The following is a 26,180-nucleotide window of genomic DNA, read 5'->3' on the forward strand; positions in this document are numbered from 1 at the left end:
GAAAGTAAAAGTAGACAACGCTTGACAATGAAAAATGCGATAGATACAATGAGAATGTATATTTTTTCTTATATACGATATACTCTTCTCTAGAAGAGAAGTAATATTCGGAGTAAGATTTAAATCTTACCGAAATAATAATATGACATTTTAATTGTGAAATGAAGAAAGTCCCTTAAAAAAGCGGGACGACGGTCTTTGCTGTACGTTGCAATTCAATGTACATGCCGACAGTCTTTTTTCATTCATAGCAAGGGGAGGTGAAATCATGAGTAGTACAGTTTGGATACTCATCTCCATTTTGCTTGCAACAGTCGGTGCAGTTGTTGGCTTTTTTGTTCGAAAGTCTATTGCAGAAGCGAAGATTAATGGTGCTGATAATGAAGCGAAGCGTATTTTAGACGAAGCGAATCGCGAAGCAGAGGCACTTAAAAAAGAAGCGCTTTTAGAAGCAAAGGATGAAATTCATACACTTCGTACAGAAGCTGAATTAGAAATTCGTGATCGTAGAAGCGAATTACAAAAACAAGAAAATCGTTTAATGCAAAAAGAAGAGAACCTTGATCGTAAAGACGAAACGCTCGATAAGCGCGAGCAAATGTTAGAAAAGAAAGAGGAATCTCTTGTAGCGAGACAACAACAGATTGAAGAGTTGGAAAGCAAAGTGGGAGAGTTAGTTCAAAAGCAACAAACGGAATTAGAGCGCATTTCTAATCTAACACGCGAACAAGCGAAAGCAATCATTTTAGGGAAAGTAGAAAGTGAAATTTCTCATGAAATTGCCGTTATGGTAAAAGAAAGTGAAGTTCGTGCGAAAGAAGAGGCGGATAAGAAGGCAAAAGAGATTTTATCTCTTGCAATGCAAAGATGTGCAGCTGATCATGTTGCTGAAACAACCGTTTCGGTTGTAAATCTTCCAAATGACGAAATGAAGGGACGTATTATTGGGCGTGAAGGTCGTAATATTCGTACGTTAGAAACGTTAACAGGTATTGACCTTATTATTGATGATACACCAGAAGCAGTAATCTTATCTGGATTTGATCCAATTCGTCGTGAAACAGCTCGTATCGCTCTTGATAAGCTCGTACAGGATGGACGTATTCACCCAGCACGTATTGAAGAAATGGTCGAAAAATCAAGACGTGAAGTGGATGAGTATATTCGTGAAGTAGGAGAACAAACAACATTTGAAGTAGGTGTCCATGGATTACATCCAGATTTAATTAAGATTTTAGGTCGTTTGAAATACCGTACAAGTTATGGACAAAACGTGTTGAAACACTCTATGGAAGTAGCGTACTTAACAGGACTTATGGCGGCAGAGCTTGGTGAGGACGAAAAACTAGCAAGACGTGCTGGTCTATTACATGATATCGGAAAAGCAATTGATCATGAGGTAGAAGGTAGTCACGTTGAGATTGGTGTCGAACTCGCAACGAAATATAAAGAGCACCCTGTTGTTATAAATAGTATCGCATCTCACCATGGTGATACGGAACCAACTTCAATCATTGCAGTTCTAGTTGCTGCGGCAGATGCATTGTCAGCTGCAAGACCAGGAGCTCGTAGTGAGACGCTTGAAAACTATATTCGTCGTCTTGAAAAATTAGAAGAGATTTCAGAGTCTTATGAAGGCGTAGAAAAATCTTTTGCAATTCAAGCAGGACGTGAAGTTCGCATTCTGGTAAAACCAGATACAATCGATGATTTAGAAGCTCATCGTTTAGCACGTGATATTCGAAAGCGTATCGAAAATGAACTGGATTACCCAGGCCATATTAAAGTAACTGTTATTCGTGAAACACGTGCAGTGGAATACGCAAAATAAAGTGGTGAAATGCCACTTTATTTTTTTGTGTTGGAATTGGGTAAAATAAAGTGACACTTCCATCACCGTAAATAGCCCTTATACATTATTTTTATAGTAGGATGGCAGGGAATTTAAAATGAGCAATATGGTTTTATTACAAGTGAATAGCTTGTAATATGGTATGGTAATGAAAAAGTAGTATATAGAAAGGGTAATAGATATGAGAATATTATTCGTTGGGGATGTAGTAGGATCTCCTGGTAGAGGGATGATTCAACAATACGTACCGGCATTAAAGAAAAAATATACACCTACAGTAACAATTATTAATGGAGAAAATGCAGCAGGTGGTCGTGGTATTACAGAGAAAATATACCGAAACTTTTTAGAATGTGGTGCACAAGCAGTTACACTTGGAAATCATGCTTGGGATAACCGTGAAGTGTTTGAATTTATTGATGATGCTAAATATCTTGCAAGGCCGGCCAATTTTCCAGAAGGAACTCCTGGAAAAGGTCTTATTTTCGTGAATTGTAATGGTACGGAAGTAGCGGTAATTAACTTGCAAGGTCGTACATTCCTTCCACCAATTGATTGTCCATTCCGAAAAGTAGATGAGTTAATTAATATTGCGAAAAAACGCACGAATATTATCTTTATTGATTTTCATGCTGAGACAACAAGTGAAAAGCAAGCGCTCGGCTGGTATGTAGATGGTCGTGCTACAGCGGTAGTAGGAACGCATACACATGTTCCTACGGCTGATAATCGTATTTTACCAAGCGGGACAGCGTATATTACAGATGTAGGTATGACAGGCCCATATGATGGAATTTTAGGTATGGATCGTGAAGCTGTACTGAAAAAGTTCTTAACAAATTTACCTGTGCGTTTTGAAGTGACAAATGGTAGAACACAATTAAGTGCAGTACTAATTGATGTGGATCCAAATACAGGAAAAGCGAAAAAAATTGAGCGCATTTTAATTAATGATGATCAGCCATTTTTTGAATAGTTTTCTATAAAATTTAGAAAAAACATTATATTTTAATTTTTTAGAAAAATTACAGAGATTTAGCAGGAATACGCCTCGTTCCTCGTGAATATAAGTTAAAGTGAAATAATCGCTAATACTTTTTTTAGAAACGAGGAGGAAACGTGGAATGGAAATATTAAAAGTTAAAGCAACTTCGGTCCCTAACTCTGTAGCTGGTGCACTTGCTGGAGTGATTCGTGAACGCGGAACAGCAGAAATTCAAGCTATTGGTGCAGGTGCATTGAATCAAGCCGTGAAGGCAGTAGCAATTGCAAGAGGATTTGTAGCGCCTAGTGGTTTGGATTTGATTTGTATCCCAGCTTTTACAGACATTATGATTGATGGTGAAGAACGTACAGCGATAAAGCTAATTGTAGAACCTCGTTAAGTTTGAACAACCTGTTTGCTTGTGTGCAAACAGGTTGTTTTTATGGTAAAGGGGGCAAGGGAATGAAAGTTTTTGATGCGCATTGTGATGTGTTATGGCAATTATGGAATGCAAAAGGAAAAAAACATTTCCAAAGTGATCCAGCATTATATATTACTTTTGAACAATTAGAGCGGAGAAAAGGAAGTATACAATGCTTTGCGATATATGTACCGGAAACAGTAGCGTATGAAGAACGTTTTGAAGTTGCCCTAACTATGGTAGATATATTTCATAAGGAAATTTTATCGCTACCAGGTATGAAATTGATACAGACGAAAAAAGATATAAAGCAGTTAGGAAAGAGTGAAATTGGCGCCATTTTAACATTAGAAGGGTGCGAAGCGATTGGGAAAGAAATGATGAAATTGCGCTTGTTTTATCGCTTAGGAGTACGATCTTTCGGGTTAACATGGAACTATGCGAATTTACTAGCTGATGGTGCACTGGAAACAAGGGGAGCAGGGTTAACTGCTTTTGGTAAAAAAGTTGTACAAGAACTTAATTCGTTTCGTTTATGGACAGATGTATCTCATTTAAATGAAAAAGGATTTTGGGATGTAATGGAAATCGCTCAATATCCAATTGCTTCACATTCGAATTGTCACAATCTGTGTCACCATCCACGTAATCTCAAAGACGAACAAATACGAGTACTGATTCAAAAAAATGCTGTGATTGGTGTGAACTTTGTACCTGAGTTTTTAACGAATCATCGACCAGCCTATATAGATGATATATTACGTCATGTAGAACATATTTGTTCGCTTGGAGGAGAGAAAAATATAGGATTTGGCTCGGATTTTGATGGTATGCCAGAGATGGCGGTAGGAATAGAAGCGTATAGGAGCTATGAACATATAATTAATGAACTTTGTAAAAGATACAGTGAGGCGAGTGTTCGCAATTTTTTATATGATAATTTTGTTGAACATATTCCTTTTTAGTGTTGGATTTAAAATAGTTAATATAAATAATTTAAAAATTTAAAAAATTAAAAACGAAATAAAAACAATTTATTGCTTTTTTTGTATGGTAAGGCTAGAATGGTAGACGAATTAAGATTATACAAAAGATTCAGGGAAGTCAGAAGAGGTATAATTTGCGTCCATTGTAGTTTATTTGTATAAAAAGTGCTAAACTATTACTGTAAAAAAATACACTACAATGAATGCAGCCAAAAGGGGTGTAGGAGATGATTAGTCAACTTTCATGGAAAGTTGGAGGACAACAAGGTGAAGGAATTGAAAGTACAGGAGAAATCTTCTGTATTGCATTAAACCGATTAGGATATTACTTATACGGTTACCGCCACTTCTCATCACGGATTAAAGGCGGTCATACAAATAATAAAATTCGCGTAAGTACAACTGAGGTGCGCGCGATATCAGATGATTTAGATATTTTAATTGCATTTGATCAAGAAACAATCGATTTTAATTTCCACGAATTACGTCCAGGCGGAATTGTTGTTGCGGATGCGAAATTTAATCCGACTATACCTGAAAATGCAGATGTGAATCTATATGTGATACCGTTTACAGATATTGCTTCAGAATTAGGTACATCATTAATGAAAAACATGGTTGCTGTTGGAGCATCTAGTTCGGTACTAGGGTTAGATGAAACTGTTTATTTAGAGGTTGTTGAAGAGATCTTTGGTCGCAAAGGAGAGCAAGTCGTTCAAAAGAATATGGAAGCAATCAAACGCGGCTCTCAATATATGAAAGAATTGCTTGGTGAGAAAGTAAATATGATGCAGCTTGAAAAAGCTGACGGTCAAAAACGCATGTTTATGATCGGTAACGATGCGATTGCATTTGGAGCAGTAGCTGGTGGTGCTCGCTTTATGTCTGCATATCCAATTACACCTGCATCTGAAATTATGGAATACTTAATTAAAAAGCTTCCAAAAGTAGGCGGGACTGTAATCCAAACTGAGGATGAAATTGCGGCTTGTACAATGGCTATTGGTGCAAACTATGCTGGTGTTCGTACATTAACGGCATCGGCAGGTCCAGGTCTATCTTTAATGATGGAAGCGATTGGCTTAGCAGGTATTACAGAAACACCTCTTGTAATCGTAGATACACAACGTGGTGGTCCAAGTACGGGCTTACCAACAAAACAAGAACAATCTGATTTAATGGCAATGATTTATGGAACACATGGTGAAATTCCCAAAATCGTAATGGCGCCAAGTACTGTTGAAGAAGCGTTCTATGATATTGTAGAAGCGTTTAACTTAGCGGAAGAATATCAAGTTCCAGTTATCTTCTTAACAGATTTACAGCTTTCTTTAGGAAAACAAACAGTTGAACCACTGAAGTTAGATAAAGTAGAAATTCGCCGTGGTAAGCTTGATTTACAAGCAGAGTTACCAGAGCGTGAAAATAAAGCATATTTCAAACGTTATGAAGTGACAGAAGATGGTATTTCACCACGCGTTCTACCTGGTATGAAAAATGGTGTTCACCATGTGACTGGTGTAGAGCATGATGAGACTGGTAAACCATCTGAATCAGCGCTGAATCGTAAAGAACAAATGGACAAACGTTTCCGTAAAATGGCGAATTTGAAGTTCAATACCCCTGTTTATAAAAATGCCAAGTATGATGATGCTGATGTATTGTTAGTTGGTTTTAACTCTACTCGTGGTGCAATTGAGGAAGCGATGGAACGTTTAGAGCAAGAAGGAATGAAAGTAAATCACGCTCATGTGCGTTTAATCCATCCGTTCCCAACGGCTGAAATCGATCCACTTGTGAAGAGTGCGAAGCGCGTTGTTGTAGTAGAAAACAATGCGACTGGTCAACTTGCTAACATTATGAAAATGAATCTTGGTAATGGTGAGAAAATTTCTAGTCTCTTAAAATATGATGGAAATCCATTCTTACCAAAAGAAATTTACAACGAATGCAAAAAAGGGGTTGTATTAAATGGCAACATTTAAGGACTTTCGTAACAGTGTAAAACCAAACTGGTGTCCAGGTTGCGGAGACTTCTCGGTGCAAGCTGCGATTCAACGTGCAGCAGCTAACGTTGGTTTAAATCCAGACGAATTAGCAGTTATTTCTGGTATCGGCTGTTCAGGTCGTATTTCAGGTTATATTAATTCCTATGGTGTGCATAGTATTCATGGACGTGCACTTCCAATCGCACAAGGTGTGAAAATGGCAAACCGTGATTTGACAGTTATCGCATCTGGTGGTGACGGCGATGGTTTTGCAATTGGTATGGGACACACAATCCATTCTATTCGTCGTAATATTGACATTACGTATATCGTAATGGATAACCAAATTTACGGGCTAACAAAAGGTCAAACTTCACCACGTAGTGAAGCTGGATTTAAAACGAAAAGTACACCACAAGGTTCAATTGAACCAGCACTATCTGTCATGGAAATGGCATTAACAGCAGGTGCGACTTTTGTGGCACAGAGTTTCTCTAGTGATTTAAAAGAATTAACGCAGCTGATCGAAGCTGGTATTCAACATAAAGGGTTTTCTTTAATCAATGTATTTAGCCCATGTGTTACTTATAATAAAGTAAATACGTATGATTGGTTTAAAGAGAATTTAACAAAACTAAGCACAGTAGAAGGATATGATCCATCTAACCGTATGATTGCAATGCAAACGCTGATGGAAAACAAAGGTCTAGTAACAGGTCTGATTTACCAAAATACAGAACAGCCTTCTTATCAAGATCTGGTAAAAGGCTACAGTGAAAAACCTTTAGTTCAAGCTGACTTACAAATGGATCAAAAGATGTTTGATGAGCTTGTTGCTGAATTTATGTAATCATGAAATAAAAAGCTGCCAATTGGTAGCTTTTTTACTTTCGGTTTGAAATAATATAGGAGGATTTTATTACAAAATATTTACTTAGAAAATTCAGAATGATAAAATAATTAACGAATCGTTGTATTAGGACATCATGTTCATTCGCTTTAGGATGCGTGGGGGATGTAGTCTCTTTGTTGTTAAATTTGGCTAAACACTTTATACTATGATAGTGTATATGGAAAATAAAGCAATATGCTTTTTTACAAGGACAAGGTTAAAACAATAAAAAAGGGAATGTCTATTCGTGTCGGGAAGATTCCATTCTTATAGGTGGTTAGATCGATTACTCGAGTTTCAAAGGGGCAAGTTATCTCTCAAACTATTCTAATCTTTAAGATGGGTCTGATCGTTATTGGAATAGACTACAGTGTATAGTTAAGGTTGAAAGGAGATTACCCATGAACGAGCAACAACGATTAGCAAGTCAACAAGCAAATTCTTCTGCGAAAAAGGAAGAAAAAGATTATAGCAAATACTTTGAAAGTGTATATCAGCCACCTTCTTTAAAGGATGCGAAAAAGCGCGGGAAAGAAGAAGTGAAAATTGATCGTGATTTCGGTCTGCCAGAAGAGTTTCGTAATTTTGGTGCAGGAAGAAAGTTTTATATCCGTACTTACGGATGTCAAATGAATGAGCATGATACGGAAGTAATGGCCGGTATTTTTACAGCGCTTGGATATGAACCAACATTTGCAACAGAAGATGCAGATGTAATTCTATTAAATACTTGTGCCATTCGTGAAAACGCTGAAAATAAAGTATTCGGAGAGCTTGGCCATTTAAAATCATTAAAACAACGAAATCCGGATCTTTTAATCGGTGTATGTGGTTGTATGTCTCAAGAGGAATCTGTTGTAAACAAAATTATGCAAAAAAACCAACATGTAGATATGGTATTTGGTACACATAATATTCATCGATTACCTTATATTTTAAAAGATGCGATGTTTTCTAAAGCGACAGTTGTTGAAGTTTGGTCGAAAGAAGGAGATGTAATTGAAAACCTTCCGAAAGTACGCCGTGGTGATATTAAAGCTTGGGTAAACATTATGTATGGATGTGATAAATTCTGTACATATTGTATCGTACCGTATACACGTGGGAAAGAACGAAGCCGTCGCCCAGAAGATATCATTAATGAAGTTCGCCATTTAGCTGCAAATGGTTATAAAGAAATTACATTACTTGGTCAAAACGTAAATGCATACGGTAAAGACTTCGATGATACTGAATATGGTCTTGGTGATTTAATGGATGAACTTCGTAAGATTGATATAGCGCGTATTCGCTTTACAACAAGTCACCCGCGTGATTTTGATGACCACCTAGTTGAGGTGCTTGGAAAAGGTGGTAATTTAGTAGAACATATCCACTTACCAGTACAATCTGGTAGCACAGATATGCTTAAAATTATGGCGCGTAAATACTCACGTGAGCATTATTTAGAACTTGTACGTAAAATCAAAAAAGCGATTCCGAATGCAGTATTAACAACTGATATTATCGTTGGTTTTCCGAATGAAACAGACGAGCAATTTGAGGAAACGATGTCTTTATATCGTGAAGTAGAATTTGATAGTGCATTTACATTCATTTATTCACCTCGTGAAGGAACACCAGCTGCAAAAATGCAGGATAATGTCCCGATGGAAGTGAAAAAAGAACGTTTACAACGTTTAAATGCATTAGTAAATGAGTATTCTATGAAAAAGAATAAACGATATGAGGGACAAATTGTTGAAGTATTGGTTGATGGGGAAAGTAAGAATAATCCAGACGTACTTGCAGGTTACACACGTGCTAATAAACTTGTAAACTTCGTTGCTCCAAAATCTGTAATCGGTCAGCTTGTAAAAGTAAAAGTAACAGAAGCGAAAACTTGGTCTCTAAACGGGGAATTAGTTGAGGAGCCGATTGAGGTGAAATAATAGATGAAAGTATATACAAAAGATGAAATTGTTGAGCAAGCAAAAGAATTAGCGAAAATGATTGCTGAAACAGAAGAAGTGGATTTCTTTAAACGTGCAGAAGCACAAATCCATAAGAATGAAAATGTAAAGCGTACAATTGATGAAATAAAAGCACTGCAAAAACAAGCAGTAAACTTACAGCATTACGGGAAATGGGAAGCATTGAAAAAAGTAGAAGCGGAAATTGATGCTCTGCAAGATAAATTGGATAGTATTCCGGTTGTACAGGAATTCAAGTCTTCACAAACATATGTTAATGATTTATTGCAACTTGTAGCGAGCACAATCTCTAACAACGTAACGGATGAAATTTTAATTTCGACTGGTGGAGATGTATTAAAAGGAGAAACTGGTGCAGAAGTAGAAAGTAAAAAAGGTAATTGCGGTTGCTAAGAGAGATGTCTTATAGACATCTCTTTTTTTATTTTTATCCCGCTAATATTGCTCATAAAATCTTGACTGGTGAGGGGGAATGAGTAGTGAAGGTGAAGAACTCCACTACTGATTAAAGTTTCAATTTGTAATGATACATACTCTTTTCAAAAAAAGAATGACACATTCCGCTATTGTCACGCATATGATTAAATGAATATCGATTGAGGAGGGTTTTAAATGTCCGAATTCAGAGAGATTATTACAAAGGCAGTAGTTGGAAAAGGACGTAAGTATACAAAATCGACGCATACATGTGAATCAAATAATGAACCGACAAGTATTCTCGGATGTTGGGTAATTAATCACACATATGAGGCAAGAAGAAGTGGAAAAATGGTGGAAATTGAAGGGTATTACGATGTGAATACATGGTACTCGTTTGATGAAAATACGAAAACGGAAGTTGTAACAGAACGTATTAACTACACAGATGAGGTGAACATCGGCTATCGTGATAAAAATTTTTCTGGTGAAGATTCCGAAATTATTGCTCGTGTTATTCAGCATCCGAACTGTTTAGAAGCGGTTGTTTCACCGAATGGTAACAAAATTGTTGTAACTGTAGAGCGTGAATTTCTAACGGAAGTAGTTGGGGAAACAAAAATTTGCGTCAGTATAAATCCAGATGGATGTCCAGAAGGCGATAGTGATTTTGAGGTTAGCGATGATGAATTTGAAGAATTAGATCCAAACTTTATTTTAGATGCAGAAGAGGAGTAAGGGAGGGCTAGGAAGAATTTCTTCCTAGCTTTTTATATTATATAAGTGATACTGAATGGACATTTTTCCTGATGAAAATGTGCTATAATGAAGAGAGACTCCTAAAAGAGGAGATAAGAGTATCCGTGAAGTGTAGCATATAAATATATAGCACATTTTTATGAAGTATGGAGGAAACAGATGACTCAGTATACCCCTATGATACAACAATATTTAAAGGTCAAGGCAGACTATCAAGATGCCTTTTTATTTTTTAGATTAGGCGATTTTTATGAGATGTTTTTTGAGGATGCGGTTAAGGCGGCACATGAACTTGAAATCACACTAACAAGCCGAGATGGTGGTAGTAGCGATCGTATACCAATGTGTGGAGTTCCATATCATGCGGCGAAAAATTATATTGAACAGCTCGTTGAAAAAGGATACAAAGTAGCGATTTGTGAGCAAGTAGAAGACCCGAAAACAGCTAAGGGAGTAGTGCGCCGTGAAGTAGTGCAATTAATTACGCCAGGGACGATGATGGAAGGGCGTACAATTGACGAGAAAGAAAATAACTTTTTAGCGGCATTAACACACTTTGAAGATGGTTCTTATGCGCTAGCGTGTAATGACTTAACAACAGGACAAAATACGGTAACATTGTTAACAGGTACGGTAGAAGATATCTTGCTAGAAGTCTATGCAACAGGTTCAAAAGAAATAGTTGTCGAGTCTACATTTTCAAAAGATGAGCTAAACAAGCTAACAGAAACATTAAAAATGACAATTTCTTATGAAGATGAAACGAAAGTTCCTGAAGGATTAGAGCATCTTGTGAAAAATGTAACGCAAACGAAATTAGTTACAGCAGTGGGACGCTTATTGAATTATGTACTAAGAACGCAAAAACGTTCATTAGATCACCTGCAACCAGTGGATATTTATTATACAAATCAATTTATGAAAATTGATGTACATTCAAAACGAAATTTAGAGTTAACAGAAACGCTTCGAACTAAAGAGAAAACAGGTTCGCTATTATGGCTATTAGATAAAACGAAAACAGCTATGGGCGGTCGTATGTTAAAACAGTGGATGGAGCGTCCGCTTATACAGAAAGAAAAAATTGAAGAACGCTTAGAAATGGTTGAAACATTTGTGAATGACTATTTCTTACGTGAAGATTTGAAAGAAAAACTAAAAGAAGTGTATGATTTAGAACGTTTAGCAGGAAAAGTTGCATATGGTAGTGTCAATGCGCGTGATTTACTGCAATTAAAGCGTTCACTTCTGCAAATACCAACAATTTTAGAAGCGGTTAGTCTAATAGACAATTCTTATGCAGCAAGGTTAATTCAAGGTGCTGATCCATGCGAAAGTTTAACAGAGTTATTAGATAGAAGTATCCAAGAAAATCCACCGCTTTCTATAAAAGATGGTGATATTATAAAAGACGGTTATAATGATAAGTTAGATCAATACCGTTATGTTAGTAAAAACGGAAAAACATGGATTGCAGAGCTTGAAAAACGTGAACGTGACATTACAGGAATTAAATCGTTAAAGATCGGTTACAACCGTATTTTTGGCTACTATATTGAAGTGACAAAAGCTAACCTTGCTTCGCTTCCAGAAGGGCGTTATGAGCGCAAACAGACGCTTGCAAATGCGGAGCGTTTTATTACAGATGAATTAAAAGAAAAAGAAACATTGATTTTAGAGGCAGAAGAAAAAATTGTGCAACTAGAGTATGATTTATTCACTGCACTGCGTGAAGAAGTAAAAGTATTTATTCCTAAGTTACAACATTTAGCAAAAGTTATTAGTGAATTAGATGTGTTGCAAAGTTTTGCTACAGTAAGTGAAGAAGAACAATTTGTAAAACCGGTTTTAACAGATAAGCGTGAAATCTTTATTAAAGATGGTCGTCATCCTGTTGTAGAAAAAGTATTAAATGGAAAGCTGTATGTTCCAAACGATTGTATGATGCCAGAAAATATGGATGTCTTTTTAATTACAGGTCCAAATATGTCTGGTAAAAGCACGTATATGCGTCAATTAGCACTTATTACTGTTATGTCACAAATCGGTTGCTTTGTGCCAGCAGCAGAAGCGGTGTTACCAGTCTTTGATCAAATCTTTACGAGAATTGGAGCAGCAGATGATTTAATTTCAGGTCAAAGTACGTTTATGGTTGAAATGTTAGAAGCGAAAAATGCGATTGCAAATGCATCAGAAAGAAGTTTAATTTTATTTGATGAAATTGGCCGCGGTACTTCTACGTATGACGGTATGGCACTTGCACAAGCAATCATCGAACACATCCATGACCAAATTGGAGCGAAAACATTATTCTCAACACATTATCATGAATTAACAGTGTTAGAAGAAAGTTTAGCACAGCTGAAAAATGTACATGTTTCAGCTATTGAAGAAAATGGAAAAGTTGTCTTCTTGCATAAAATTCAAGACGGAGCAGCAGATAAAAGCTATGGGATTCATGTTGCACAGCTTGCAGAGCTTCCAGATAGCTTAATTGCTCGTGCGAAAGAAGTATTAGCGCAGTTAGAAGGGCAAGAGGAAATCATCATTCCAAAACGAGCAGAAATAAAAGTCCAAGAAGAAATCGTTCAAGAACCAGTCGTTGTAAAAGAAGAAGTGGAAACAATGCCAGAGAAGAACGAAGAAGCGGAAGAATCACAGCTATCTTTCTTTGCCGCAGAACAGCCTGCGAACAAACAGGACAAGTCTATACTTGATCAAAAAGAAACAGCTGTGTTAACGCAAATTAAAAAAATGGATTTACTTGATATGACGCCTCTAGAAGCATTAAATGAATTGTATCGTTTACAGAAAAAGTTAAAGAAAGGATGAGTAAGTAGATGGGGAAAATTCGCAAACTCGATGATCAACTCTCTAACTTAATTGCTGCAGGGGAAGTAGTAGAACGACCTGCTTCAGTTGTAAAAGAACTTGTGGAAAATTCCATCGATGCGAATAGTACATCTATTGAAATCCACTTAGAAGAAGCGGGATTATCGAAAATTCGCATCATCGATAATGGAGATGGCATTGCAGAAGAAGATTGCATCGTTGCTTTTGAACGACATGCAACCAGTAAAATTAAAGATGAAAATGATTTGTTTCGCATACGGACGCTCGGTTTCCGTGGTGAGGCATTGCCAAGTATTGCATCTGTTAGTGAATTAGAGCTAATTACAAGTACAGGGGATGCGCCAGGTACGCATCTCATTATTAAAGGCGGAGACATTATTAAGCAAGAAAAGACGGCGAGCCGAAAGGGAACAGATATTACCGTTCAAAACTTGTTTTTTAACACACCAGCACGCCTTAAATATATGAAAACAATTCATACAGAGCTAGGGAATATTACGGATATTGTGTATCGCATTGCGATGTCGCATCCAGAAGTATCTTTGAAACTGTTTCATAATGAGAAAAAACTGCTTCATACATCAGGAAATGGTGATGTTAGACAGGTACTTGCAGCGATTTACAGCATTCAAGTTGCGAAAAAACTGATTCCAATTGAAGTAGAATCATTAGACTTTACGATTCGTGGTTATGTAACGTTACCTGAAGTAACAAGAGCATCTCGTAACTACATGTCCACAATCGTAAATGGCCGTTACGTTCGGAACTATGTATTAATGAAAGCTGTGCAGCAAGGATATCATACGTTGCTTCCAGTTGGGCGCTATCCTATTGGGTTTCTATCGATTGAAATGGATCCGATGTTAGTGGATGTAAACGTTCATCCAGCGAAATTAGAAGTGCGCTTTAGTAAAGAACAAGAACTCTTACAACTCATTGAAAAAACATTGCAAGATGCATTTAAAAAAGTGCAGCTTATTCCAGATGCTGGTGTTGCAACGAAGAAAAAAGAAAAAGATGAAAGTGTGCAAGAACAATTTCACTTTGAACATACAAAGCCGAAAGAGCCACCAATGCCAAATATCGTCTTACCGACTGGGATGGATGAGAAACAGGAAGAGGTTCAAGCAAAACCACAAAACCAAAATCTACTTTGGCAACCACCAAAGCAAGAATGGCAACCTCCTGAGTCTTTAGTAAGGGAAGAAAACAATTGGCAACCGTCTAAACCAATCATTGAAGAGTCTCTTCAAGAAGAAAAAGGCTGGGACAGCAATGATGAGGATTTTGAATTAGCAGAAGTAGAAGAAATCCAAGAAATCGAAATGAACGGAAACGATTTACCACCGCTTTATCCAATTGGACAAATGCACGGAACTTATATTTTCGCTCAAAATGATAAAGGGTTATATATGATTGATCAGCATGCGGCGCAAGAGCGAATCAATTATGAATATTTCCGTGATAAAGTAGGACAAGTAGCACAAGAAGTCCAAGAACTACTTGTACCATATCGTATTGATTTATCTCTTACGGAATTTTTACGTGTTGAAGAACAATTAGAGGAGTTAAAGAAGGTGGGATTATTCCTAGAACAATTCGGTCATCAATCCTTTATCGTTCGTTCACACCCAACATGGTTCCCAAAAGGAAAAGAAACAGAAATCATCGATGAAATAATGCAACAAGTCGTCAAACTAAAAAAAGTTGATATTAAAAAACTACGTGAAGAAGCAGCCATCATGATGAGCTGTAAAGCATCAATTAAAGCAAATCAATATTTAACGAACAATCAAATATTCGCTTTACTTGAAGAACTACGTACAACAACAAACCCATATACTTGTCCGCACGGAAGACCGATTCTTGTGCATCATTCAACTTATGAGTTGGAGAAGATGTTTAAGAGGGTTATGTAGGGGATGTCAAAAGGGAGCAACAGTAAATGTTGCTCCCTTTTAATATGTAGAGTTAATTGTTAAACGAAAATAAGGTGGAGTAATTTTGCAGTTTATTTAAATTTGAGCATATCATACTTAAGGTTGTAAGTAGTTTATTTCTTGGTTACGTTAGCTTAAATGTATCTATGTATAAAAAAGCGCTGTATATTAGCACTTTTTAAAAGGTACGTGAGTTTTATAATAGAGGTTTATACATTGCTAAAAGCTATGCATTGCCAAATGTTGATTCTTATTTGATTAATTGTTATAAGAACCTATACGATTATTTATTTTTTATTATTATTAATTTTTTCAGTATATAGAACTTGCTCTTTGTAATGCTTCTTAATTGGGAAAGTATGTGTACCTGTGCTGTTTTTAAATTTTTTATCAATGGGGTTTTTTAGAGGGATTGTTGTAGTTTCGGTAAATTCATAGGGGTAATTTATTTTAGATTTATCTTCAAACATGAAAATGCCTCCTTTTTAGGCTTTCCTAAATTCTTTACTATAACATGATATGCATATAGATTTTTTTTGGACTAGTTATTTATATAGGTTGATGGAATTTAATTACATAACTACTGAAATATTTTAAAGGAAAACAATTCGAGAAAGATATTGTATTAATAGCCGTTGACTAATATTGTTGTTTTTTACGTTATCGCGATGTATCTGAAATTTTGAAGGGACGTGGCATATAGGTTCATCTAACAATCATTATGCGAGGTTTTTTCGATTTGTCAGCGAAGTAAACATTGCATATATATTCGTTATAAATTGTTTTTATAATGCAATCTATATGGGGTTTTCCAAATAATATAATGTAAAATATTATATTGTTATTAGGTTATTAGGAACATTTAATGTTGTTTCACAAGTGAAAGGAAATTGAAAAAAACCTGAAACTTTTCTCATTAAAATTCAATCTGACTTAAAAAATGAAAGAAAAATGAAATTTTCCAAAAGAAATTCTTTGTTAAAATAAAAAGCATAAATACAAAAAAAGTATTGACACATGGAGAAAAATGTATTTTTCCAAGATATAGTGGGGGGAAAAATGAGATTAGAAAAACAATTAATAAAAAAGATATATTATGAAACATTCCTAATGGAGAATGAAACACATCCACCTCTTCAAGTACTTGGAGAAGCTTATTTAAACGAACAAAAAAATGAGATTTCCGATGGATCTTATATTCGTTTTGCACAAGGTGAATTTTATTATCACCACCAAGATTTTGAATCAGCTATTTTTAAATGGGAGAAAGTCAGTAATGAATTAGCACCATGGGCACAAAAAAATATTGCGGATGCTTACTTCGAACTTAACCAATTATCAGTTGCTGAGAATGTTTATACCTCCATTACTACTGATAACAAAATACTTATGACCGAAATTGTACTGCAATTACTGTCTCTTTACATCGAGCAAAATAATCTTGATTCAGCTTTCGCTGTTATCAAAGAAGCGGTTTCTTTAAATCCCGATTATCCAAACGTCACAACAATTGCACGTTCCTTTTATGAAGAACAGCAAGATTTTGACAGTGCAGTAGAGCTTGCTGTGAATGAGTTAATTCGAACAGAATCTTTTCCATGGTTTGAGGTTCTAAAAGGATATATCGATAAAGGATTTACTAAAAATATTTCACCAGACTATTTTTATAAAGTATTAGTTACATTAAATAATGTAGATCAAGTACAATTTACGCAAATTGTTTCATCACTTTGGCATAGCTATAAAAATGAACAAAATTACTTATTATGGCTTAAAACAATAAATGAATTTTTCTTACATATCGAAATACATTCGTCCGATATATGGGACAAAATTTCTTCTCTTTACGAAGAAACGTACTTTGAATTAATTCAAGGTCAATATATGCTAAGACAATTACACGAGATCATTCCAAATCTTTTAACAAATTGGTTAAAGGTAGCCAATCCGTCTCATTCTGTATTTCCATCTGCAGCAGTATTGGCATGGGATGAGATTTTCCCTTCCACAATAGATTCAGCAAATATAAAACATGTGGAAAACCTACTGTCATATTCTATTAATTATGTGAATGGCTTAGAGTATAGTTTACATCTTTTTGAATCTATTACACAGTGGGCACAAAAACATGATTTAGAAATGGGTCATCGATTTAGATGGTTAGTTGGCGAGCTTGCAGATTTAAGAACAAATCGCCTTTTAGTAACTGGAACTTCAGGGAACGGAAAAGCTTCATTTATTAACTCTATACTAGGAGAAAATATATTAGAAAACTCAATCTCAAATGTAGTTGTCTTTAAAAATGACGCTCATACAGTAATTAACACTATAACAGATTCAGCAATTACAACAACTGAGAATTTCTCTGATTACCATAACATGATGTCTCTACACCGCCAAACATATAGAGATAGAGCATGTGTTGAATTTAAATTACCATGCAGATTTTTAAGTGAAAATAAACTTACATTCGTTGTTACACCTAGCTTTAATAGGAACAACGACACTAGAGATGAGACATTCGAATATTTAAATTCTGTAGACGAATTATTATTCGTATTGAATGCGGATTCACCTTTTACTGACAAAGAACGTGACATTCTATTAAGTATTCAAGAACATACACCAAATCTACAAATTCATTTTTTATTAAATAAAATCGATAACATTTACAGTGAAGCAGAAGCAAAAAGAGTTATACATGATACGCAAGCGAGAATAAACGCATATTTCCCGCATGCGAGAATTTTCCCTTACTCTTCGTTATATACAAATAGTCAACAACTAAACGATTTAACTGAGTTTATTCATTTTAACTTTAACCATAAAAATATCGATGCAGAACGTACTGAAAAGCTATTGTTTTTCATTCGAAAAACAATTACATATCTTTTGGATAAACGTGTCGAGATGGAAAACAACCTAGTGGATTCTATTAATTGGAATGAAGATATGTTAGTTAAACTAAATGGTTTTATTAATAACCTTACTGCTTTTGAGAAGGAAAAAATTCATTTAATTACAGAATCATATCGTACAATGAAAAACGAAATTACTAATGATCTTACAGAACATATTCCGAAACTATTGCAGAGTTGTTCTGATTTAATTAGTGAAGAAAGCGATTTTGGGCACATTGATATTGAACTAAATACAGCGATGAATGAAAGAGTTCAAAAATATCTAGAACAAACTGTGTTACCTAATCTTGCTCGTTCTATGCAAAATTGGATTGCAACTTCTAATAACGAATTCCTTCAAAGTCAATCGTACTTAGAAGAAATCAGTGAAGGACTTAATTCTTTATATGGAGAAAATCGAATACAGTTAGAATGTGACTTTAAAGTGCTTGATGACTGGCGCAGAGATATTGATAGAATGACAACTAGAATACAAATGGAAGAAGTAAATATCTTCCGCCGATTTACACCAGCACAATTTTTACTAAAAAGTGCCGGTAAATTATTTGGAGTTCTTCCTAAAAATAATATGCTATATAACAAATACAAACAGTATTTAGAAAATGAAGATTATACCGATGTAACGGCTTCTATTATGAACAAATTTTTCTTGCAATTTGAGCTATTTGAAAACGCACAAGAGCGGGATATTAATATGTTCTTTAGAAATCCATTTGGCGCGTTGGAACAAGTTGTAGAAAACACTCATTTAGAAATACAAGAAAAACAAGATACACTGCATAAAATGAAATCAAATCCTGAAGTTTATCATGATTCTATAACGCTCTTTGAATTGAGATTACGTCAATGTGAAGTAATCTTAAATATAGGTGAAGATAATTCCCATATAGATTTAACTTTAGAAACAAACATAGAGTAGACGTAAAGTAACTCCAAAATATTAGGTGAAGAAAAAGAAGCGATAAAATAAATTGCTTCTTTTTCGTTTGTTGAGATGTTTATTTTTACAATAAGGGTACTATTTTTTAGTATTATTACTAGATGTAACCGTAATATGGCATAACACTAGAATATAGCGGGGCATTATAAACTAACTTATATAAATCCATTTTCATTTTTCGACATCTAAATCCCTGTTATGCAGAATAAAAAGTAACCTACACTCGTTTGCTCTTTCTGTTTTTACTTCGCATGTGGAAGAAAAAGGCCCTGACCGCTTCTATGTATGGCCACATGCTCTCTCCGACCTAAAAAAGAGAGGTTTTATGTCGGTTTTTTTATTGATGTATATGTAGCATGATTATTTAATCCATAGCTTCCTAAAATCAACATAGCCGAATGATTCAAATTGAATGTCTTTAATCATGGGATGAAATGTACGATTTTAAAAGAAAATAAATAACCTGAGCCCGATAGTATATCGGGCTCAGGTTATTTAGAGATGCGCTTTTTCGATTAAAGGCTCTTGTTTACAAATTTCATTTCCTTTTGCAATTTCATAAATGAACGGTACATTCCAATTCTCCAAGATACGATCATCGCAAAAGCAAGTAAGAAGAACATACCGCTTAATTGTGCTAAATCAATTGATTGACTTAAATATTCTTTCATACCGATGCGGACAGCAAGTAAACCGACTAAAATAAAGATAAATGCTTTAGAAGGTATTAAATAGATGTCTGTTCCACGTACTTCAAATTTTGATGTTTTAATAAGAAAAATAGAGAAAAATAAACCAACGATAATTGCTTCGAGAATTTCTGATGTTGTTAATCGAAATTCTGGTAAGATGTACATGCATGCTCCCGTACTCATAAAAATTGGCGGGAGTATAATTTTTTTAAGTGATACAGGTTTCTTTGCTGATTTTAAGCGAAGGAACATCATTCCAATAGCCATACAAAGAGCAATAATACTTGATAAAACAGCTAAGTTCATGTTTGACCTCCTTTTATCCTTTGTAGGATTTTTTTAATAGAATCATAAACCAAACGAGACTGACACCGATGATAGTATGAGACATTCCTGCAATATGACTTAATCCTTTAAAATCAGCTCCATTGATTTGAAGAAGTCCGCGTGCCGCCATTGAAGATACTGTTAAAACTAATCCTAAATTATAGACGATGAACCACATGTTAAAACTTTTTGCTTCATGGAATGCAAATGATTTTGATAAGGCAAAGGCAATTAAAAAGAACAAAAATCCAAGAACTAACATATGTGTGTGCAAAAGGTTCAGCAGAGTAGTGCCTTGAATTCCTTTTGCTTTTGCATATTCTCTTGCAAATACACCGGAAAATAAACCGATAATTAAATAGACAAAAGATGCATTATATAACTTTTTCATAATAACCTCCTAAGGTAGTATTAGCAATGTTTATTTTTGGGAATAAGGCTGTGTTTAAAAGTTATCTTGTCATTCCGTATATGAGGCCAGAAATATATGGGATTAACCAAATGAACCATACGATAACGCTTAGTGTATGAAATGTTGTCATCATTTTTGTATCTTTTTTTATTAACACAATCGTTGCCCAAATAGCATGAAATAGCATAAGTAAAATGGCTGATAAGCCTGTTATTCCGTGAAAGCTAAGGAGAGATCCTGCTGAAGCCATTTTCTCCATTAATGTAGTTCCGAGCGTATCACATACTAATCCAAGCCAAAAAATAATAACATGCCAAGGTTTTAATGTTTTTTGAAATTTTTCACTCCATACTCCGATTGTATAAAAAATGAGTGCAGCTGTAATACATGTAATAGCAGATGCTAACACGTTCATCATTCCTTTCTAATAGTCATTTGCTTTATATAGAGCATGTTACATGAGAATTATGAATAGAATATGAACGCAATATTACATATGAAATTTGCCTAATTATTATATTAGAATTGCGTTATATTGTAAACAAAAATGAAAATATGCTTTAAATGAAAGAAAACTTTCTTATTCCCTAATCAAATAGGGGATAAGAAAGTTTTTTTAGATTACTTTTATTATACACTAGTTCTTAAATTTCGTTTTCTCGTAGTAATTTTCCATCTCGAAGTGTTAAAATTCGATCACATACATCAAGCATTTTTTCATCGTGTGTAATCATAATCGCTGCTTTTTTATTTTTCTTAACTTCATGTTTCATTAATTCAACGACTTCTCTAGCACGTTTTGAGTCAAGGCTAGCAGTAGGTTCATCAGCCAAAATTAAGTCTGGATTATTCATAAACGCACGAGCAATGGCTACACGTTGTTTTTCACCGCCTGAAAGTTGATTTGGGTAATGATTCATTCGATGTGATAATCCAAATGTTTTCAGTAATTCAGTTGCAAACTTGTCAGCTTCTTTTTTATTTTCTCCCTTTAACTTAGCGATATATAAAAGTTGTTCTTTAACCGATAAGAAAGGTACGAGATTTGCGAATTGGAATATAAAACCAATTTTTTTTAGGCGAATATTTGTCATATCTTTTTCTGATAAATTTGTTACGTTTTGATCAGAAATATAAATGTTTCCTTTTGAAGGGGATAGAAGCGCACCTGCAATGGAAAGCAATGTACTTTTTCCTGAACCTGATGGACCAACAATACCGATAAATTCGCCCTCTTTTACATCTAACGTAATTGGATGCAGAGCAGTTACTTCTGTATCGCCTTCGCCATATACCTTACTTACTTGTTCAAGCTTTAATAATGACGCTGGGTTCTCCCATTTCACTTCTGTTACCATTACATTCCACCTCCGATTGCTTCTAATGCATCTACTTTCAATACTTGATATAGAGAAATTAGTGTACCGAATATACTAATTAAGATAAAGATACCTGAATATTGCAAGATTGTTGTTGTTGTTAATAAGAATGGCATGCCGGCTGGTAAAACAGTCTCCACTGCAAGGATTAAGCCAATGCCGATTACAAGAGCGACACCAGATAAGAAGATAGATTGTACAACTAAATTACCTGCTAAATATGAGTTTTTTGTTCCGATTGCTTTTAATACGCCTAATTGGTGTGTTTTTTGTAATGTAATGACATAGAAGAAAACACCGATTAATAATGCTGAAATTACAAGTAAAAACGCAATAATCATCGTTAATGTTCCTTGTTCTTCTTTATAACCTGGAATACCTTGTAGTACTTCTTTTTTATCAACAACTTTTGCATTATCTACATTATTGATTTTTTTATCAGTATTTAGAGCGATTACACTGTAATCTTTTTCATTTGGCAGTGAAATAGCGCCCCATACATTTTCATTCATATGAACAACAGGTGTATGGCTAAACATTTGATTTTCTGTAAAACCGACAACTTTAAAAGTTTTCTTAGAAATAGGATCTACTAGCTCATCTCCAAGCTTTACACCTTTTTCTTTGATGGATTCATCAGCAATGATTTCATTGTCTGCTAAAGCGCTGTTTTTCCCTTCAATCACTTTTGGGGCAATGAATGAATCTTGCTTACTTGCAAAGATAGCAGCATCAACTTTTTTTGAACTTCCTTCTTTTTCAAATGTCGTCATTTTAAGATGCATTGGAACCGCATCTTTTTCATTAACTTGTGCTAATACTTTATCTACGTCCTCTTTCTTAATTTGAGAGCGCAATAATTTACCCTCGGCATCACTTGATACTATAAATTTGTCTGCTTTCATTTCGAGAATAGAAGAGGCATTATCATGAGATAAACCGTTTGCTAGACCTGATATGATAAGTACAAGAAATGATAAAAGCATCATAATTGTACCGATTAATCCGTATCGTAATTTTGATTGTTTTAATTCTTTAAGTGCTAAAAACATTAGGTTCATTCCTCCTTGTTTTGTTCTATGCCCTTATCATAAAGAGGAAATATGAACAGAATATGAACAAAAGATTACAAAAGAAGAGTCTACCGTTTAGAAAGGCTGCTGAAAAAGTGTCTACTTTGAGTAAATAACAGAATTTTTATCAATATACAGAAATCAAAAAGAAGATAACTCCCTGTATATAGTAGGTGGTTATCTTCTTTTTCTTTTTTAAGGGACTTTTTCAGTGCCTTCCGTTTAGATAGACTCTTCTTCTTGTTTTGGAAGGTAAATAGAGAAGGTCGTTCCGTTTCCAGGTTTACTATCGACTGTTATTGCACCTTCATGAAGGTCAATAACTTTTTTTACAATAGAAAGACCTAAGCCGCTTCCATTTACTTTTCTATTTCGGGCAGTATCAACTTTATGAAATCGATCAAATATTTTTTTTACTTCATTTTCAGGTATACCAATACCCATATCAGTAATCGAAATACGCCACTCTGTTTCTAGTTCTTCTGCTTCAAATGAAATTGTCCCGCCGCTTTCTGTAAATTTGATGCTATTGGTAAACAAATTCGTCCATACTTGATGGAGCAAGTTTTCGTCTCCGTAAATTTGTATGTTAGGAACGTCCATTTCAACTGCAAGATCTTTTGTTCTCCATTCCCACTCAAGCATAAAAATAATATCTTTTATTTGCTGTCCAAGATCAAAAGATTGCTTACGTAAAGTAAGGTCCTCCTTATCAAGCGATGCAAGCATTAATAATTGTTTACATAAACTGGACATACGTCGGCTTTCTGATTCGATGATTTCTAGGTAATGTTCCTGCTCAGATTTCGTTAAATTATTTGTTTTCAATGTTTTAGAAAACCCTTGAATAGATGATAGGGGGGACTGAAACTCATGCGAAACATTCGAAACAAATTCTTGTCGCATCTGCTCTGAATTTTGTGATTTTTTGGCCATCTTACGAAAATTAGTCGCAAGTGTCCCAATCTCATCGCTGCGATTTTCTGGTAGTACTAAATCGTATTTACCATTTGCAATTTCTTTTGTCGCATGTGTAAATCTTTGAATAGGGCGAACGACAAAGCGCGTAGCTATCGCGATGCAAATTAGACTGATTACAATAATCAATCCTAATAAAACAGCATAGAAAATACGTAATTCTCCAAATTGCTGTTGAATATCCGGACGAATAAATAGCGCATAACCCTTACCATTGTTTTCGATAGGAATTCCAATACTATTTAAAAGTGTATTGTCAAAAAAGCCAGTAGCAAATAAACGATTAGGATACGTTGCAATCCCATTGTATATATTTCCTTTTAATACATGTTCAATTGTCTCTTCGCTAATATTCATTTTCTTGAAATTATCACCGTACCGCTTGCCTTGTTTTTTATCGTCTACTACGTAAACTTCAAAGCCAAGGTTAGAAATAGACTGTAAATAATCATCTTTATTTTGTTCTGTATTTTTCTCATATAAATATTTTACTTCTTGTGCATATTTTAAAATTTTCTCGCTGTTATATGGTTTTAAATAAACATGATAATATACATTTGTAAGTAAAAATGCCAATATACTACTAACGAGCATAATAAAAATGGATATGATAACGAATCTAGAATATAATGAGCGCATATTTTTTCACCTCTAATTTATCGTTCTATTTTTTGAAAATAAGACCTCCGTATCAAGATTTTGAGAAAACATAGAAGATAGGAGGGAGTTGACTGCTAGCATGTGTCTGAACAGTAGGGGATGAAGGAAAACTCCCACTGATGGAAGTTTCACTGTAAATAAAATGATGGCTACAAATGATGTAAGAGATTGGAAAATCCAACAAAGTGAAAAATGCAATAAGTATAAGTGCTCCTCCTTTCACTTTTGTAGAATAAGAAATGTTTATGAACAGAAGATGAACATGTTATTACAATTTCTAAGAAAATGAAAAGTGTGCTGCCAGTACAACTGACAGCACACTTTTCATTTCTTCTATAATTTTGTGATTACTTTTTTTCCATGATCGCGAAGTAGTTTTTTTCATTATCAGCAAAATTAAATACTCTGCCAGAAGGCATACTTACAATTTCTCCGACTGTGATTTTTTTATTCGAAAGGTCTGTATGTAATTTGTCGAGATTTTCTGAGAAAAACATTATCGAAGGTGTATTAAGATTTAATTCAGGTTGCATTTTGGCGATTAATTCCTTGTCATGGAGAATGATACTCGTTCCTGCTTCCTTTGTTGGAGCAATTTCAATCCATCTAAATCCTTGACCATTATCCTCTTCAGAAATTACACTAAATCCTACTTTTTCTGTCCAAAATTGTAATGCCTCATCTTGGTTATTTACATATAGCATAATTTGACCGACTTTATTAATCATTTGCTTCTCTCACTTTCTTCTAGTCCAGTTCGTATTGATTTTTTTAAGTATTAATATCATATAACTGTTTAATGATTATATCAAATGTAAGGCATAAACAACTATTTTCATGATTCAAGTCATAACTAAGGCTTCCTTCTCAATTTTGTCATACAATTGTACACCTGAATGATAATCTTTATTTAGGATGGATACTGCCTCAGATTTAGTCAACGCTAGGTGTTCATAAAACATTTTTCTGAATTTTTCTTTAGGTATATAGGGATTTATACTATTTAAGAATTCAACAATTTCATCTGCATTGGCATACCATTTTTTCTCTTCTATATAAATCAATTTTAATTTTTCAACATATAAGTCGCTGATACGCAGAATGAAGCATGATTTGCACTCGTATTCTACTTTGTTTTCACCCTCGCATGTGGGGCAGGAAAAGGCCTTGACCGCTTCTATGCATGGCCAGATGCTCTCGTCCCCCTAAAAAGAAAGAGGTTTTAACTTGTATTTGACTACTCCTTAATTAAGAAATAGTTAAGAAGTAGTTAAGTCCCATTTAAAACTTTTTTCCCATAATAAAATTATAAGCATACAAGAAGGTTGGTATTTTTACATGAGTAAACCATTTAGATTTGTGTTTGTTTTATAGTGATATACGCACATAAGGAGGAATTTGAAAATGTCTTTTTCTCAATTAAATATTGATACTTTTCGAGCAATCAATGATTTAGGTAAACAATATTCGTTCCTAAACTCAACCATGATATTTTTAGCCGAATATATGGTATATTTTTTAGGTTTAATTATTATAGTTTATCATTTTAACCGAGAAGCCCCCTTCCTCTAAACGAAGTGAAGGTGGGGATAAATCGGTTTTTTCTTTTTTTAAGAAAATTACATTTTTTCAGAACGTACGTTTTATTTTGTTGTATAATTGTCTTATCAAACAAAATGAGGTGAGAACAGGTGAAGAAAGCGTATTTTTCCAAGCGAATCTATAAGACAGA

The 26,180-nt window shown here is 34.7% G+C and carries 20 protein-coding genes and 3 pseudogenes; 14 read left to right on the top strand and 9 right to left on the bottom strand.

Annotated elements, in window-relative coordinates; translation table 11 throughout:
- The first annotated feature begins 268 nt into the window (after positions 1-268).
- From rny to mutL, 11 genes are all read left to right on the top strand, one after another.
- A complete protein-coding gene (gene rny, locus COO03_RS04030; protein ID WP_097895294.1) occupies positions 269-1,831 on the top strand; it encodes a ribonuclease Y in 1,563 nt (520 codons plus the stop codon).
- A 202-nt stretch (positions 1,832-2,033) separates the two neighbouring features.
- Positions 2,034-2,828 (top strand): TIGR00282 family metallophosphoesterase, encoded by a 795-nt coding sequence (locus COO03_RS04035; protein ID WP_003199419.1) that lies wholly within the window; start codon positions 2,034-2,036, stop codon positions 2,826-2,828.
- Between the two features lie 148 nt (positions 2,829-2,976).
- A complete protein-coding gene (gene spoVS / locus COO03_RS04040) occupies positions 2,977-3,237 on the top strand; it encodes a stage V sporulation protein SpoVS (protein WP_000404341.1) in 261 nt (86 codons plus the stop codon).
- Between the two features lie 62 nt (positions 3,238-3,299).
- Positions 3,300-4,223, top strand: a complete 924-nt coding sequence (locus COO03_RS04045; RefSeq protein ID WP_097895296.1) for a dipeptidase — start codon at positions 3,300-3,302, stop codon at positions 4,221-4,223.
- A 248-nt stretch (positions 4,224-4,471) separates the two neighbouring features.
- A complete protein-coding gene (locus tag COO03_RS04050) occupies positions 4,472-6,229 on the top strand; it encodes a 2-oxoacid:acceptor oxidoreductase subunit alpha (protein WP_097895297.1) in 1,758 nt (585 codons plus the stop codon).
- Positions 6,216-7,082: a 2-oxoacid:ferredoxin oxidoreductase subunit beta gene (locus tag COO03_RS04055; protein ID WP_097895298.1), complete on the top strand. Its 867-nt coding sequence runs from the start codon at positions 6,216-6,218 to the stop codon at positions 7,080-7,082. Before COO03_RS04050 ends, COO03_RS04055 begins: the two co-directional genes overlap by 14 nt.
- Before the next feature lie 443 nt (positions 7,083-7,525).
- Positions 7,526-9,055, top strand: a complete 1,530-nt coding sequence (gene miaB, locus COO03_RS04060) for a tRNA (N6-isopentenyl adenosine(37)-C2)-methylthiotransferase MiaB (protein ID WP_097895300.1) — start codon at positions 7,526-7,528, stop codon at positions 9,053-9,055.
- A 3-nt stretch (positions 9,056-9,058) separates the two neighbouring features.
- Positions 9,059-9,490 carry a RicAFT regulatory complex protein RicA family protein gene (locus COO03_RS04065; RefSeq protein WP_097895301.1) on the top strand — a complete coding sequence of 144 codons (432 nt, stop codon included), beginning with the start codon at positions 9,059-9,061 and terminating at the stop codon, positions 9,488-9,490.
- Between the two features lie 219 nt (positions 9,491-9,709).
- A complete protein-coding gene (cotE, locus tag COO03_RS04070; RefSeq protein WP_097895303.1) occupies positions 9,710-10,252 on the top strand; it encodes an outer spore coat protein CotE in 543 nt (180 codons plus the stop codon).
- A gap of 180 nt (positions 10,253-10,432) precedes the next feature.
- The gene (mutS, locus tag COO03_RS04075) at positions 10,433-13,105 is read left to right on the top strand and encodes a DNA mismatch repair protein MutS (protein WP_097895305.1); all 2,673 of its coding nucleotides are present in this window, start codon (positions 10,433-10,435) and stop codon (positions 13,103-13,105) included.
- 8 nt (positions 13,106-13,113) lie between these two features.
- On the top strand, positions 13,114-15,045 hold the full coding sequence (gene mutL, locus COO03_RS04080; RefSeq protein WP_097895307.1) for a DNA mismatch repair endonuclease MutL: 1,932 nt from the start codon (positions 13,114-13,116) through the stop codon (positions 15,043-15,045).
- 308 nt (positions 15,046-15,353) lie between these two features.
- Here mutL and COO03_RS04085 read toward each other — a convergent pair whose 3' ends face one another.
- Positions 15,354-15,536 carry a hypothetical protein gene (locus tag COO03_RS04085; RefSeq protein WP_097895308.1) on the bottom strand — a complete coding sequence of 61 codons (183 nt, stop codon included), beginning with the start codon at positions 15,534-15,536 and terminating at the stop codon, positions 15,354-15,356.
- 113 nt (positions 15,537-15,649) lie between these two features.
- On the opposite strand from COO03_RS04085, the pseudogene COO03_RS27420 reads away from it, so the two are divergent.
- Together COO03_RS27420 and COO03_RS04090 are read left to right on the top strand one after the other, a co-directional pair.
- Positions 15,650-15,766: pseudogene (locus tag COO03_RS27420) on the top strand (IS6 family transposase); the annotation flags it as partial.
- A 359-nt stretch (positions 15,767-16,125) separates the two neighbouring features.
- The gene (locus COO03_RS04090; protein WP_097895310.1) at positions 16,126-18,906 is read left to right on the top strand and encodes a dynamin family protein; all 2,781 of its coding nucleotides are present in this window, start codon (positions 16,126-16,128) and stop codon (positions 18,904-18,906) included.
- 536 nt (positions 18,907-19,442) lie between these two features.
- On the opposite strand, the gene COO03_RS04095 is transcribed toward COO03_RS04090, so the two are convergent.
- The 8 genes and pseudogenes from COO03_RS04095 to COO03_RS04135 form a co-directional block, all read right to left on the bottom strand.
- A complete protein-coding gene (locus COO03_RS04095) occupies positions 19,443-19,925 on the bottom strand; it encodes a CcdC family protein (protein WP_097895312.1) in 483 nt (160 codons plus the stop codon).
- 13 nt (positions 19,926-19,938) lie between these two features.
- A complete protein-coding gene (locus COO03_RS04100; protein ID WP_097895315.1) occupies positions 19,939-20,337 on the bottom strand; it encodes a DUF2871 domain-containing protein in 399 nt (132 codons plus the stop codon).
- A gap of 61 nt (positions 20,338-20,398) precedes the next feature.
- Positions 20,399-20,767 carry an HsmA family protein gene (locus tag COO03_RS04105; RefSeq protein WP_097895316.1) on the bottom strand — a complete coding sequence of 123 codons (369 nt, stop codon included), beginning with the start codon at positions 20,765-20,767 and terminating at the stop codon, positions 20,399-20,401.
- A 235-nt stretch (positions 20,768-21,002) separates the two neighbouring features.
- A complete protein-coding gene (locus COO03_RS04110; RefSeq protein ID WP_097895318.1) occupies positions 21,003-21,716 on the bottom strand; it encodes an ABC transporter ATP-binding protein in 714 nt (237 codons plus the stop codon).
- Positions 21,716-22,789, bottom strand: coding sequence for an ABC transporter permease (locus COO03_RS04115; protein ID WP_097895320.1), 1,074 nt, complete (start codon positions 22,787-22,789; stop codon positions 21,716-21,718). The genes COO03_RS04110 and COO03_RS04115 overlap by 1 nt, the downstream gene beginning before the upstream one ends.
- 243 nt (positions 22,790-23,032) lie before the next feature.
- The gene (locus COO03_RS04120) at positions 23,033-24,427 is read right to left on the bottom strand and encodes a sensor histidine kinase (RefSeq protein WP_097895322.1); all 1,395 of its coding nucleotides are present in this window, start codon (positions 24,425-24,427) and stop codon (positions 23,033-23,035) included.
- Positions 24,428-24,795: 368 nt separating this feature from the next.
- The gene (locus COO03_RS04130) at positions 24,796-25,176 is read right to left on the bottom strand and encodes a VOC family protein (protein WP_097895324.1); all 381 of its coding nucleotides are present in this window, start codon (positions 25,174-25,176) and stop codon (positions 24,796-24,798) included.
- A gap of 114 nt (positions 25,177-25,290) precedes the next feature.
- Positions 25,291-25,497 (bottom strand): annotated as a pseudogene (locus COO03_RS04135) (acetylglutamate kinase); the annotation flags it as partial.
- Between the two features lie 355 nt (positions 25,498-25,852).
- Here COO03_RS04135 and COO03_RS04140 point away from each other — a divergent pair.
- Positions 25,853-25,996, top strand: a pseudogene (locus COO03_RS04140) (undecaprenyl-diphosphatase); the annotation flags it as partial.
- Positions 25,997-26,180 lie beyond the last annotated feature (184 nt).

The organism is Bacillus sp. AFS098217 (assembly GCF_002551815.1).
In the GTDB taxonomy this organism is placed as follows: Bacteria; Bacillota; Bacilli; order Bacillales; family Bacillaceae_G; genus Bacillus_A.